The following is a 13,791-nucleotide window of genomic DNA, read 5'->3' as shown; positions in this document are numbered from 1 at the left end:
ATTTCAGTGCAAACAGCTTGATATCATGCGCGGTGGCGCGGTGCCGTCGGTCTTGCGAAAAATCCGCCCCCTTTGTCGAAATCCGCTCCTCGCGAACGACACTGGTGCGGCGCCAACGAACATCGCAGCGCCGATCATGCGACACAAAGGGAGCACACCGTGGCCAAAATGCTTGTCATCTACAAAACACCGGCCGATCCGGCCGCCTTCGACCGGCACTATTTCGACATCCATCTGCCGCTCGCAAAGCAGCTTCCCGGTCTGCGGCGCTATGATGTCAGCAAGCGGCCGATCGTGAACCTGTCGCCGGGCGAGACGCCCTACCTCGTCGCGACCCTCTACTTCGACAGCCTGGACGCCATTCGTGCGGCATTTGCCAGCGAGATCGGCAAGGCCTGCGCCGTCGACCGGCGCAAATACGCGCCTGAAGACGACGATGCGATGATGCTGCTTTTCGAGTCGGAAGCGATGTGAAGCGTTGGTTTGCTGGGCAAGGCCACAGGAACGGATCGATATGCGGTGTTCCCGAAGCTGTTTCTAGCTCATACGCTCTGTACCGGGATCAGAGGACAAAAAACCCGCCACCTTGCGGCGGCGGGTTTGATGGTCGCGATCGTCGAACGGCTGTTTGCCTGTCAGGTTGGTGGCGCCGACCCGACGTACACCGCTGTGACGCGCGAGAGCTGCTGACGCTTGTTGAGCGTCGGCTTTTCGTAAGTCTTTTTCATTGAAATCCCCAAAGCCCAAATGGCTGGCGGCACGTGGGGGCCTGACCAGGGCTTTGTCAAGCCAGGCGATGTCGGATAGCTGCCTTCAGTCCTTCAATCGCCGCAAGCGGCTCGTCAGGTTCCGGACGGCCTTGAGCAGCCGCGGATTGGACCGCACGTAACGCTCGGTCCGGCTGCGCAGCAAAATGGCGGCGTTCGCAGCCCTGCCCCGCACCGTCATCGGTTCGCAAATCTCGGCCAGAACCGAGCTCGCGGCACCGATATGTTCCTTGTAGCCCTGGCTGCCGACCGACAGGTCGAAATAGTCGAACTCATGTTGGCGCGCCCACATCATCAGCTTGCCCATCATCGTCAGGCCGGGTGAGACATTGGCGACCGCGTTCTGGTCGATGCCGAGCAAGAGGGTGTGAAGCGTGCCTTTTCTGGCCAGCACATAGATGGAGGCGAGCCAGGCTTCACCGGCGCGCAGCCCGAACAGCCGCACCGATCGGTCGGACAGGCCTTGCAGCGCCGCGTGGCGGTAGAAGTCGACGACCGGGGCCTGCGTCAGGAGGTCGAAACGCCCAAGCTCGCGAAAGCGCCTCAGCCGCAATTCCAGCAGCGTGTCGAAAAGCTCCTCGGTCAGATCAGGCGTGTCGGCCTCTACCAGAGCGAGGCCGCCACGCCGTTCGAAGGCGCGGCACTGCTTGTGGAAAGTCTTGGCGAAGGACGGCTTGCAGATGCGCTTGATGAGCGTCTCCGGTTCGCCATGCAGGACGAGGCCTGAGGTGATCTGGATGGAACCGCGCGCCACCGAAAGCAGCGCCAGCGGATTGGCCACACCGTGGATCTGCTGCGGGATTCCCGCGATGTGGATGCGATCGGCCGGCGGCAGCACGGCGCGGACCGCCGCCCAGGCGGCGTCGGCATCTTGTACGGTCCATGGTCTCGCATCCGCCAGCAGCGGCGCCGAATAATCGCACACTCCGCGGCTCAACCATTCGATCACATGGTGGCGCAGAGCGCGGCGCCGCATCAGCGGCAGCAGCATGACAGGCGCGCCGGTGACGGCGTCGCTGACTTCGATGACGAGCAGGTCCGCATCTTGGGGCATCAGCTGTTTGGCGATCCCTTCCACCCAGGCAAGGCCCTGGTGGCCGGTACACAGGCCATGCGCCTCAAGGAGCAGCCATAGCAGCCTTACGGTGTCGAAACTGGTGTGCAGCCGGGCCGTGAACTGTGCGGCTGCATCAGCGCTGGCGACAGTCGGGGAAAACGGCCCATCGGGCAAATCCGTGGTCGGAATAATTCGCATCGCGTAGCTTGCCACATGCTTCTCCCGTCATTCCGGTCCCCCCACGCAAACGCCGCAAACCTCGCATCAGTCGCTGGATCGTCTTGAGCAGCCGAGGTTTGGAGCGCACGAACACCTCGGTCCGGTTGCGGACCTCGAGGGCAGTGCTCACGGCATTGCCCCGCACCGTAACCCCGTGGCAAAGCTCGCGCAGGACCGAACCCGTGGCACCCATATGCTCCTTGTAGCTCTGGTTACCTACCGACAGGTCGAAATAGTCGAAACCCTTCTCGCGCGCCCAGCTCATCAACTTGCCCATGATCAGAAGCCCCGGTGAAACATTGGGCACCGCGCCCTGGTCGATTGATATCAGCAGAGCATGAACAGTAACTTGATGGATCAGCAAATATTGGACCGCGATCAGCGCTTCACCAACGCGCAGCCCGAAGAGCCGCACCGATCCATCCGACAGCCCCTCGAGAGCGGCGTTCCGGTAGAAGTCGACAGCCGTCGCCTGCGTCAGCAGGTCGAAACGGCCCAATTCGCGAAAGCGGCTGAGCCGCATCCGCACCAGGCTGCCGAAGATGAGCTCCACCAGAGCCGGTGTGTTGGCCTCGACCAGTTCCACGCTGCCGAGCCGTTCGATCCGGCGCCAGTCCTTGTTGAAGGCCTTGACGAAGGATGGCCTGCATAGACGCTTGAGAACGGTTTCCGGGTCGCCCTCGATAGCGAGGCCGAAGCTGGTATGAAGGGAATCGCGCGTGGCCGCGAGCAAGGCCAGCGGGTTGGCGACGCCGCTGATCGATTGCGGGATTCCCGTGATGTTGATGCGGTCCGCCGGCGGCAGCACGGAACGCACCGCGGCCCACGCGGCCTGTGCGGATTGCCTCGTCCACGGGCTCGCATCGGCCAGCAGCGGTGCCGAATAGTCGCAAACGCCACAGCTCAGCCATTCGATCACCCGATGGTGGAAAGCCGGTCGCCGCATCAGCGGCACCAGCATCCGGGGCGCGCCAGTTGCGGCGTCGTTCACCTCCACGATAAGCACGTCCGCACCTTTCGGCATCAGTCGTGCGACGATTCCCTCGGCCCACGCATAATGCTGGTGGGCGGTGCACACACCGTCCGCCTCGTAGCGCAGCCAGAGCGGCCTGGCTGCTTCCAGGCTGGTGTGCAATCGCGCCGTATAGGCGTCGTTCGCGGCCGCGGTTACGGGATCGAGGGCCTGCCCTTCGGGCAAGCCGGTCGCCGCAGCACTTTGCACTGCCTGGCCTGCCATGTCGTCATCTTCTCCTATCGTTTTGCCGTTGCGAACGTGACCGCCCGCCGCCATGAACCCAACCGGCTGTCGCTAGCCTCATCCGGATGCTCGAGATTCCACATGCGGTGATGCGCGAAATACCATGATGCCGCGAGCACGAAGATCTCGGACATGGCGGAACCCACCAGCGCCCACGGCGGAGACGCAATCGCCAGCAGGATCGCGATCAGCACCAGCCCGACGACCGCGCCGCCCAGCGTGGTGAACGCGACGATCCGGAAATCGCCGAGTATCTCAAGCACGATGCGGGGCATGATATAGAGCATGATCGGGACAAAATTCGCGATCACGAAAATTCCGATGAACCAGATCGAAGCGTCCTGCAGGGCCTGGGATTTTATCATCGGCAGGACGAACATGATGGCGCATCCATAGACCAGGCCGCCGAGCCCCATGACGAGCGCCCAGATCTTCGCCTGCGCCCAGACGCGGCCCGTTTCGTTGTTCCGCATCAGCCTGGCAAGATCCGGCTGCGTCATGTTGACGAAAGCAAGACTGATGATGCGCAGCGGGGCAAACAGCACCAGGACCGCCGCCAGCGGCGCGTAGGCGGCAGGCCCGGCAATGCCCGCGACCAGCAGCGCCAGACATTGACCCTGGATGTTGGTGGTGGTCGCGCTGAATGCCGACCAGCGCAGTTGGGGCCAGAGCCCGATATAGCGTCGCCGCGTCGGCATGCGGAAGCTGATGCGAAGTGTGCGCCGGGCCAGCCGGACCAGGACGAAAATGCCGAACACATTTGCCGCGGCAAGAGCATAGAACACGGTCTGCAGCGGATCCTGGACCTTCCAGATCGTCAGTCCTGTCAGGACGGTGCCGGCGATTGTAAAAGCGCCGTCGCTGATGGAAACGACCACTTGCTGGCGACGTGCGAAGAAAGCCGTGCGCATATGGCTGCGCAGCGACCAAGCGCCGACGAAGCAGCCGGCGGCAATTCCGCTTGGATCGCCAAGCAGATGCATCAGAACAGCCGTGCCGACGGCCATCAGCAACGCCACGATCAGCGCTGCCGTTCCAAACGCCACGTCATAGGCATCCACGCCGGCGCTGTTGGTGCTTTTGCTCATCCAGATGCTGGCGGGAACAGCGGTGAGCGACCTGATGTAGGACAAGCCGACGCCGCCCATCACCATGCCGATGGCGAAGAGGCCATAGCCTTGCGCCGACAATAGGTGCAACAGCATGATGTTGAGGGCGAAGTGAAAGCCGCTCTGCATCGCCTCGCCGCCGATCATCAGCACGAGGCGTCGAACCAGATGGCTCGGGAACGCAAACTTCACGGCCGTGTCTCCGCTTGGCGGGCGGCGCCCGCCCGCCCCGGCCGCGCCATGGTCGTCTTGAGCTTGTCGGCGGCGATCGCCGCGATCGCGGCGGCCGCGACAGGCTCGGAAAAGATTGCCTCGTAGCGCGCGCGCCCGGCAGCGACAAAACCGCGCCAGGCCTCAGGGGCGAGGATGATCTCCTGCAATTTCGCGGCAAGAGCCGCTGCGTCGCCGGGTGGAACATGCCAGCCGGTCTCGCCGTCGCTGACCACTTCCACCAGCCCGCCGATCGCCGACACCAGCGGCGGCCGGCCATAGGCCATCGCCTCGATGGCGACGCGCCCGAGCGATTCGGGACGCCGCGACGGCACGGTGACGATATCGGCCCAGCGGTAGTGCTCCGAAGGGTCAGGCACGAAGGGCAAGACGCTGACGCGCCCGGTGAGCCCCATCGTCTCGACCAGTTCGGCCAAAGCGCGCTCGCGCTCGGTGCTTTCGAAGGCGCCGCCGACCAGCCGCACCTCGATCCTCGACTGGAGTTCTGCCGGCATCGCGGCGATTGCCTCCAGCAGGATCTCCTGCCCCTTGATCCGGTTGATGCGGCCGAGCAGCAGCACCCGCAACGGGCGCTTGCCGTCATAGGTGGTCGGTTCGACCGCCGCCGGCCCGGCAACGCCGTTGTAGACGACATGCGTGCGCGCGGTCTTGGGATCGCCGAAGGCGGCGCGCGTCGCGCGCGAGTTGAAGATCAGATCCGCATGGCTCCAGTGCATCAGGCCGACGAGTATCCTGCGCATGGCGCCTTCGGGGATTTCGTGGATGTGCAGGACAGCCTTGTGAGGCAGCAAGCGCGCGGCCAGCGCATAGTCGGCCACGATCGAAGTGTTGACATAGACGAGGTCGCATTCCTTGAGGCGCCGCCACGCCCTGAACACGGCAACCGGCAATCGCGCCATCTCGACCGTCGCCAGCCGCGCGATCGCCTGGCGCCTCAGCACCCACAGCGGTTCGAAGACAATCCGGCTGGCATGGGCTTCCAGGATCTGCACGATCGGTCCGCTGCGCGGCAAGACCACCTCGATGTCGGCCGACGGAAACGCGGCGCGCAACGCAGCAACGCTCTCCGCGAAGCTGCGGTCGGAACCATAGAGTTCATAGCCCTGATGAACGCAGGCAATCCGCATCTTTGTATCCCGCCAGGTGCTGCAACCTTCGCGCTCGACGAGGGTATCCAGAATCGTTGTCGCAAGAATCATGCCTGGTTCGACATGCCCGGCTATCGGTTCGATATGCCCGGCTATCGCTTCGATATGCCCGGCTATCGGTCTGTATGTCCGACTACCGGCCGCACGACCCTGGCCACGACCCTGGCAATGCCTCGTTTCGATACAGCTACGCACAGAAGGGTTGACCGAGAATGAAACAACCACCGGGTTCAACACCGTTTTTTTACAACCCCGCGCGATGATCACCCGCCAGAAGGCCGAAAATCGACGAATGGCACGGAAGTTGCCACCCGCTTCCTAAAAATTAAGCAACAGCTAATATATAGAACGCATCTGAAAGTGCCACCAGCCATGAAACCAGAGACGCCCGCCATTCTGATCCTGGGGACCCGCGGCATACCCGCGGCCCATGGCGGCTTCGAAACCTTCGCCGAAAGACTGGCGTTGTTTCTTGTCGGGCGAGGCTGGAAGGTGGCCGTCTATTGCCAGGATGAGGTCGAGCGGATCGATCAGCGGGTGCGCAGCGAAACCTGGCGCGGCATCGAGCTCATCCACATCCAGGTTGCCTCCGAGGGGCCGCGCGCGACCCTGGAATTCGACTGGCAATGCGTCCGCGACGCCGCCAGGCGGCCCGGCGTCTGCCTGGTGCTCGGCTACAATGGCGCGGTCTTCCTGACCTGGCTCCGGCTGAAGCGGCGCAAGATCTTCACCAACATGGACGGCATCGAGTGGCGCCGCCCCAAATGGGGCATGGCGGCGCGCACCTGGTTCTGGCTCAACGAATGGATCGGCGCCTGGGCCTCGCATCGATTGGTCGCCGATCATCCCGCCATCGCCGATCACCTGGCGACGCGCCGGCCGCGCAGCGCCATCGCCACCATCGCCTATGGCGCCGATCCGGTGACGTCGGCGCCGGAGGCGCCGGTCCGGGCGCTCGGCCTCGAGCCCGGGCGCTATCTGATCTCGATCGCGCGCATAGAACCCGACAACAACATCCTGCCGATCGTCGAAGCGTTTTGCTCCGCCAAGCGCGACATGAAGCTGGTGGTGCTGGGAACGTTGTCCGACGACATCCCCTATCATGCCGCCATCCGCAAGGCAGCGAACGACTCGGTGGTCCTGCCCGGCGCCATTTACGACCAGGCAACGGTGAAGGCACTGCGCTTCCACGCCCGCGCCTATCTGCATGGCCACACGGTGGGCGGGACCAACCCGTCGCTGGTCGAGGCGCTGGCGGCCGGCAACATGGTGATCGCGCACGACAATCCCTACAACAGGTGGACCGCGGGAGCGGCGGCGATCTACTTCACCGACAAGGACAGTTGCGCCGAGCGGATGCAGCAGGCGCTGGACGATGATGATTTGGTCAGGACCTGCGGCGTTGCCGCCAGGGCGCGCGCCCGCGAGGCCTTCCGCTGGGACGATGTCCTGCTTGCCTATGAAAATGAAGCCTACCGCCTGCTCGGCGTGACCGCCGCGGAAGCCATTGCAACCAATCGCGCCTCTGCCGGCACCGCATGACAGGCTGGTCGCGCCGGCGGGTGCTGCGCACGGCGTTGTCCACGGCGGCAGCCCTTGGCTCGCTGCCGATCGCGCCAACCGCCCGCGCCGCCGGTCCGCGGTTTCGGCGCGGCGTCAACGCCTGGCCGTGGTTCTCGCTGACGCGCGAATTTCCGGCACCCCGCACCGACTATGACTGGCCACCCTTCCAGTCGCAACGGCCGGTGCCGACCCCAGACGACCTGCGTCGGCTGCGTGAGACCGGGCTCGATTTCATCCGTCTGCCCGTCGATCCCGGGCCTTTCCTGGCCGCCGACGCCAAGACGCGCGGCAAGTTGCTGGATATGCTGGACGCAGCCGTCACCGCCACGCTCGACGCCGATCTCGGTATCATCGTCAACGTGCAGGCCAATGGCGCCACCCACTACTGGAACCCCGACCGCATGGTCTCCAGTACCGCCGCACCCGCTTTCGATCTCTATCGCGGGCTGGTCGGCGAGCTTGCCGGCAGGCTGGAGCGCTTCCAGCCCGGCAAGATAGCGCTCGAGCCGGTCAACGAGCCGGCACAGTCCTGCGCATCGAATGTCTGGTCGCAGATCCAGCTTTCACTTCTGACCGCGGCAAGGGCGTCGGCCGCGACCTTGCCGCTGGTCGTCACCGGCGGCTGCGGTTCGATGGTGAGCGGACTGACCGCGCTCGACCCGGCGCCGCTGGCGCCGTTCGAGCCGATCCTGTTCACCTTCCATTTCTACGAGCCCTATCTGTTCAGCCATCAGGGCGCACCGTGGATGCGCGAGCCGGTCTACCGGTCGCTCAACAACGTGCCGTGGCCGGCATCCGCCGGCTCGTTGGAACAGACGCTGGCGTCGGTCAGGGCGCGTATGGCGCAGGACACCGAAACCCCAGAAGACGCCAAGCAGGCCGCCTATGCCGAAACCGAGCGCGTGCTGAAAGTCTATTTCGACGCCCGGCCCGACCGCTGGTTTGTCGACAAATATCTTGCCGAGGTTCGCGCCTGGGCCGATGGCCACGACATTGCGCCGGAACGCATCGTCATGGGCGAGTTCGGCGCGCTGCGCACCGACGCCCGCTATGTCGCCGCGCCCAACCCGGATCGCGCGCGCTACATCGCCGATGTCAGGCAAAGCGCCGAGGCGTTCGGCTTCCCCTGGGCGTTCTGGGATCTGTTCGACGGCATGGGCATGATGGACGACACCACGCGGGCGCTGGACCCGGCGATGGTTGAGGCGCTTGGCCTGACCATGCCGAAATAGGCACCATCCCGGCATCTGCCGTGGAGCGTTACGTTTGCGCCGGCTGCATCCTTTGCCGCACCACCGCCCGCGCCGGCCGGTAAAGCACCAGAACCAGCACCACGAATTTGGTCAGCAGCGTCGTCTTCGACGCGACGCTTTCCGAGGTGTTGATCAGGATGATCCAGCCCAGCATCGGCAGCCAGATGCCGGCATGGCAGCGGCGCGCCACCTCAAACAGGAACAGCACGAAGCCAAACGTCAGCAAGAGGGTGAAGAAGGCGCCCTGATAGACGATGGTGCGGATGATCGGGTTCTCGATACCCTGTTCGAGACCGTTGATGCGGCGCAGGCTGTCGACCAGGTCGACATCCGGCCCCACGATCAGATCGCGCCATTCCAGATACTTGAAGAGCTCGAACATCTCGACGCGGGCATTGGCGCTGCCGCTGTCCGACACGAAGCGCTCCAGCAGCGCGTCGAAAAAGCCCAGGTATGCCGCCACGATGATGACGACCGGCAGCAGCGCGGCAAGCATGAAGCCGAGTGCCGCACCCAGCAGGTTGACGCGGCCGCGGCGCAATTTGGTGATGCCCTGAAAAAGCAGATAGCAGCCGCCGAGCACCACCGTCGTCACCATCGCCGTGCGGCCGCCGAAGGCGACGAGTGCCGCGCATTGCAGGCCGATCAGCCCTATCCGCGCAGGCATCGACAGGGATCTGGCACCCGAGAGCAGCGCAAGCACATAGATCGACGTCACCATGGCATTGGCAAGCGGATGCCCCTGCAGCGCGCTCGAGCGCAGATCGGTGGTAAACGCCACGCCGTCGAGGCGATAGGGGAAAATCAGCGTCTTGGTGGCGAACTCGAAAAGGGCAAGCAAGGCATTGGCCGTCATGACCACGTGAATGACGCTCTGCAGCCCGGCGAATGTCCGTTCGTCGTCCTCGCTGAGCATCAGCACCACAAGCGCCGCGGCCACGAACGTATCGATCATGCCGGCCATGCCGGGACGTTGCCGGACGATGACGACGAACAGCAGCACGATCGAGATGGCGGCCATCAGCGCGCTGGCCGGCCGCCTGTCGGCGATATGGACGAGATAGCCGACCGGATTGCCGAAGGTGCAGGAGCGCCAGGCAAGCAGCAGCACGATGAGATAGGTTGACGGGTGGATCTTGGTCGCCGGGTTGCCGAACAGACCGTCGTAATTGTAGCCCACCAGCCACAGCATGCCGCCCGAGATGCTGAACAGCACCGCCACCGCCGCGATCAGTCCGAAGCGCGTCAGCGCATCGACCGACGTGCCGGCGCGGGGCACGGCAGCACCATGGTTCGAAGCGCTTGCGCTCCAACTGGCGGCCCCAGGGGCGGCCATGTCAGGCCGCCTCGTCGACCAGCATGGCGCCTGTCGGCAGCCGCCCCATGACGGAGACGGCCTGCGAGGTCGCGGTGACGTCGCGCATCGGCGTGGCGTTCAGCGTGGCGACGAGCACGATCTCGTCGACCATGGCAACCAGCGGCGAGGCATTGAGATTGTCGGCCAGCGCGCCGCCGTCGATGACGACGAGCTCGAAGCTCCGGCTGGCCTGGGCCAGCATGTGCTGCGCGAAGTAGATGCCATGCGCTTCCTGGAAGACGGCCTTTGAGCGGCCCCTGCCCAGCAGCGCGACGTTGCTGCCGGCCGCGTAGTGGCTGACGGCCTCGAATGCGTATTCGCCACGCAGCACGTCGAGAATTCCCGGCTGCGGATCCTTCAGGCCGCCACCGCTGGCGTTGGCATCGATGAACAGCACACGGCTGCCCCTGGACGCCGCGGTATTGGCCAGCAACCGCGCTACCCGGCTGCGTTGCGCGCCCTCGCCCGGCGACGATGTCACCAGGATGGATGGCACCAGCGGCCAGTCTGGCGGCCGCTGGCCCGAACTGAACATGCGCCGCAGCGCAAGGCCGACGACGGCGTCGGTCTTCTGGCTGGCCGCGGCGGCGCGCGCTCCGCCAAACCAGCGCCGTCCAGTGTCTGACTTTGCCGGCACCACGCCCAGCACCGGCGCCTCGATGGCCGATTGCATCTGGGCGCTGGAAAGCACCGTCGGCGAGGCATATTCGGCGATCAGCGCAAGGCCGGTGCCGAGCCCCAGCCCGCCAAAGATCGCGCCGACAAGCAGCAGCGACAAAGGCGGCCAGCTCTTCTTCAGGGCCGGCATGGCGTTGGAGATGATGCGCGCATTGGTGCTGTCGACATTGATCTGCTCGCGCGTCTCCTGGGCGCGCTGGAGATAGTTCGCATAGACGGAGCGCAGCGCCTCGAGGTCGCGCTGCAGTTCGCGCAGCCGCACGGAGGCCTGGTCGGTGTCGAGCGACTTGCTCTTCATGCCCGCGACCTTGGCTTCCAGCGCCTGCTGGTTGGCGAGCGCCCGTTCGTAGTCGGTCTCGGTGGCGGTGGCGATGCGGCCGAGTTCGCGCGCGATGAGCTGGCGCGTGTCGCGCAGCTGTTGCTGGGCGGCGATCAGCGAGGGGTGACGCGGCCCCAGCTCCGTGCCGAGTTGTGAGACCTGGTCGACCAGCGTCGCCTCTTGTGCCCGCAGGCTCGAGACTACCGCCGAGCGCATCGCTTCCGAGGTTGCGTCCGCCGTGCCGCTCTTCCGGCGCATCTGGTCGACCTGCGCCTTCAGCGCCGCGGTGCGGCTCTGCGCCGCTGAAAGCTGCGTGTTGAGCTCGGTCAGTTCCTGGTCGCTGACCAGATTGCCTGCCGCCATCACCATGTTGTTGGCGGACTTGTAGGCCTCGACGGCATTCTCGGCTTGCTGGACGCGTTTGCGCTGCTCGTCCAGCCGCGCGGTGATGGACTCCGAAGCGTCCTTGGCCATTTGCGCGCGCGCGCTTGCCTGGTCGACCAGATAGGCCTGGGCGATCGCATTGGCCAGAAGGGCGGCCTTGTCGGCGCTCTTGGCGGTGACGATGACGTCGAGGACCAGGACCTTGTCGGCCCGCTTCACCGCCAGGCGTCGGCGCAGCGCATCGAGCGTCTGCGACGACCTGTCGCCTTCGGCCGATGCCGAACCGAGCAGGCGCGACAGCAAGCCCTGCCCGTTGAATTCCGGATCCTGCGTCAGGTTGGTCGCCGCGATCGCGCGCATCAGAACGCCGGTCGACTGAACCACGCTGACCTGGCTCTCGACCTGCGTAATGCCGCCATCGGGTGAGATACGGCTGGGATTGACGTCGTTGGTGACGACCTGCAGGTCCTGCGGATCGATGAGGATTTCCGCCGCCGAGCTGTAGAGCGCGGGCGTGAAAAGACCATAGAGCAAAGTGGCCAGCGTCAGCAGCGCGACGGTGCCGAAAATCCAGAACCGGCGGCGCACCAGGATGCGCTTCAGATCGCCCAGTTCGACAGTGGAAGCCGCGTATGATCCCGCCTGTCCCGCATCCGGAGCATGTTGCTGAGGAACCATGGGCAGGGATGATTGCATGGCTGCCTCCGACAATACTCCATATGCCGGCAAGATCAGATTGCGGCGATAACCTAGCTATTCCTCCAACTGTTAAAAGATTGTTAATTATGTTGAGAGGTCACGTGAATTTTGGCACGCGGTTTGCTTAAAAATATACATACCGAGGTAGTGGGTGGACAGCGAGCGGAGACGTATGCGGATGGGGCTACAATTTGACCGGACCGGCAAGGCCGGATACCGCCTTTTCGGATCTCCGACATGCGGATAAGCCTGCGCCTGGACGGCGACTGCGTGCGCGCCTTCCATGTCGCGCTGCTGGAGCGCCTTGCCGCACTTGGCGATGTCGAGCTGTCCGTCGATATCAGGCCCACCGGCGGCGGCATCCCGCGCAGCGCCGCGGCCCTGTTTCAGCTCGAAACGGCGATACACGGCCTGTCCCATGATGGGCTGGCGAAGCGCGTGCCGCTTTCGACGCTCGCGCCCTACAAGACACAGTCCCCCGCTGCGCCTGACCTGGTGATCGACCTCTGCGGCGATGTCAGCCTGGAGGGCACGCGGGTCTGGCGGGTCACCTATGATGGCACCAGCGGCGAAGCGGCCTTGCTGGCCTTGATCCTCGCCGGCCGCACACCGCTTGCCCGCATCGAGGAGAACGGTGTTGCGATTGCCGCCGGGCGCCTGGGAACCGAATATGGCGGCATCGCGCTCGCGTCCTTCCAGGACATGCTGGCGCGCACGGCAAGCCTGATCATAGCTGCCCTGTCAGGCGCGGCAAAATCGGTGCCTGATCTACCCGAGCCGGCGCAGGCAGGTGCCCCGCCGCCAATGCCCTCGGCCGGCAAGCTTGGCGTCAGAGCCGGCAAGGCGCTGGCGCGGCGGATCGTCCAGAAAATCTACCATCTTTGCTACAACGCGCCGCACTGGAAGGTCGGCTGGCGGCAGACCAGGGGCCGCGATCTGCTCGACCTGCGCGCGCATCCGGCATCGGGCTGGCAAGAGCTGCCGGATGATGGCAGCCGCTTCTACGCCGACCCGTTCCCGATCGTTTACCAGGGCCAGCTAACCCTGTTCGTCGAGGACTATATCCACCGGCTGGGCCGGGCCATCATCTCCGCCGTGCCCTTCGGCCCTGCAGGCCCGCTCGGCCGCCCTGAGCCGGTGCTGGACCTGCCCTACCATCTTTCCTACCCCTTCGTCTTCGAGCGCGACGGCCAGGTCTGGATGGTGCCGGAAAGCTGCGCCAACGGCACGGTCGATCTCTACCGGGCCACCGCCTTTCCCGGCGGATGGGTCAAGGAGGCGACGCTACTGTCCGGCGTCATCGCCAGCGACGCCACCCTGGTCGAGCACGGCGGCGCCTGGTGGCTGTTCGCTACCGTTCGGGATGGCGGCGGCGCCTTCTCCGACGCGCTGCATCTGTGGTCGGCGCCGGACTTTCGCGGTCCCTGGACGCCGCATCCGAACAATCCCGTGCTGATCGACATCGCCTCGGCGCGGCCGGCGGGCCGCATGGTCAAGCGCGGCAACGACCTGCTGCGCCCGGTTCAGGACTGCCGCAGGAGCTATGGCGCGGCACTCGGCATTGCACGCATTTCTCACCTTGATTTGATCGGCATGGAGCAAGTCGTTGAAACCATCTTAAATCCGGGTGCGCTATGGAATGGGCGCAAACTTCACACACTCAACGAGGCAGGCGGTTTTGAGTTCATCGATGGCTCGGCAATCGCACCGCGCTGGAAACGACGGGTCCGCGATTAACCTAAACATTGG

The 13,791-nt window shown here is 64.8% G+C and carries 11 protein-coding genes; 5 read left to right on the top strand and 6 right to left on the bottom strand.

The window, feature by feature from the left end; genetic code table 11:
* Nucleotides 1-159 precede the first annotated feature (159 nt).
* A complete protein-coding gene (locus HB777_05770; GenBank protein ID QND63461.1) occupies nucleotides 160-474 on the top strand; it encodes an EthD family reductase in 315 nt (104 codons plus the stop codon).
* Between the two features lie 9 nt (nucleotides 475-483).
* Nucleotides 484-690 (top strand): hypothetical protein, encoded by a 207-nt coding sequence (locus tag HB777_05765; GenBank protein ID QND63460.1) that lies wholly within the window; start codon nucleotides 484-486, stop codon nucleotides 688-690.
* A 123-nt stretch (nucleotides 691-813) separates the two neighbouring features.
* Here the strand turns inward: HB777_05765 and HB777_05760 are convergent, their stop codons facing one another.
* The 4 genes from HB777_05760 to HB777_05745 are packed head-to-tail and all read right to left on the bottom strand — an operon-like array spanning nucleotide 814 to nucleotide 5,768.
* Nucleotides 814-2,022, bottom strand: a complete 1,209-nt coding sequence (locus tag HB777_05760; protein ID QND68672.1) for a GNAT family N-acetyltransferase — start codon at nucleotides 2,020-2,022, stop codon at nucleotides 814-816.
* On the bottom strand, nucleotides 1,958-3,280 hold the full coding sequence (locus HB777_05755; GenBank protein QND63459.1) for a GNAT family N-acetyltransferase: 1,323 nt from the start codon (nucleotides 3,278-3,280) through the stop codon (nucleotides 1,958-1,960). Before HB777_05755 ends, HB777_05760 begins: the two co-directional genes overlap by 65 nt.
* Nucleotides 3,281-3,294: 14 nt before the next feature.
* Nucleotides 3,295-4,557 (bottom strand): hypothetical protein, encoded by a 1,263-nt coding sequence (locus tag HB777_05750; protein QND68671.1) that lies wholly within the window; start codon nucleotides 4,555-4,557, stop codon nucleotides 3,295-3,297.
* 41 nt (nucleotides 4,558-4,598) lie between these two features.
* On the bottom strand, nucleotides 4,599-5,768 hold the full coding sequence (locus HB777_05745; GenBank protein ID QND63458.1) for a glycosyltransferase family 4 protein: 1,170 nt from the start codon (nucleotides 5,766-5,768) through the stop codon (nucleotides 4,599-4,601).
* Nucleotides 5,769-6,161: 393 nt separating this feature from the next.
* Between HB777_05745 and HB777_05740 the strand changes: the two genes are divergently transcribed.
* Both HB777_05740 and HB777_05735 read left to right on the top strand, forming a co-directional pair.
* On the top strand, nucleotides 6,162-7,331 hold the full coding sequence (locus tag HB777_05740; GenBank protein ID QND63457.1) for a glycosyltransferase family 1 protein: 1,170 nt from the start codon (nucleotides 6,162-6,164) through the stop codon (nucleotides 7,329-7,331).
* A complete protein-coding gene (locus tag HB777_05735; protein QND63456.1) occupies nucleotides 7,328-8,584 on the top strand; it encodes a glycoside hydrolase family 5 protein in 1,257 nt (418 codons plus the stop codon). The genes HB777_05740 and HB777_05735 overlap by 4 nt, the downstream gene beginning before the upstream one ends.
* Nucleotides 8,585-8,612: 28 nt before the next feature.
* Here HB777_05735 and HB777_05730 read toward each other — a convergent pair whose 3' ends face one another.
* Complete coding sequence (locus HB777_05730; protein ID QND63455.1) at nucleotides 8,613-9,941, bottom strand: hypothetical protein; 1,329 nt, start codon at nucleotides 9,939-9,941, stop codon at nucleotides 8,613-8,615.
* 1 nt (nucleotide 9,942) lies between these two features.
* A complete protein-coding gene (locus HB777_05725; protein QND63454.1) occupies nucleotides 9,943-12,039 on the bottom strand; it encodes a lipopolysaccharide biosynthesis protein in 2,097 nt (698 codons plus the stop codon).
* A gap of 240 nt (nucleotides 12,040-12,279) precedes the next feature.
* On the opposite strand from HB777_05725, the gene HB777_05720 reads away from it, so the two are divergent.
* Nucleotides 12,280-13,779 (top strand): formyl transferase, encoded by a 1,500-nt coding sequence (locus HB777_05720; GenBank protein QND63453.1) that lies wholly within the window; start codon nucleotides 12,280-12,282, stop codon nucleotides 13,777-13,779.
* Nucleotides 13,780-13,791 lie beyond the last annotated feature (12 nt).

The sequence above is a fragment of the Mesorhizobium loti genome (assembly GCA_014189435.1).
Classification (GTDB): domain Bacteria; phylum Pseudomonadota; class Alphaproteobacteria; order Rhizobiales; family Rhizobiaceae; genus Mesorhizobium; species Mesorhizobium loti_G.
Note: the sequence above shows the minus strand (reverse complement) of the source record. Positions and strands in the feature narration are given on the sequence as shown.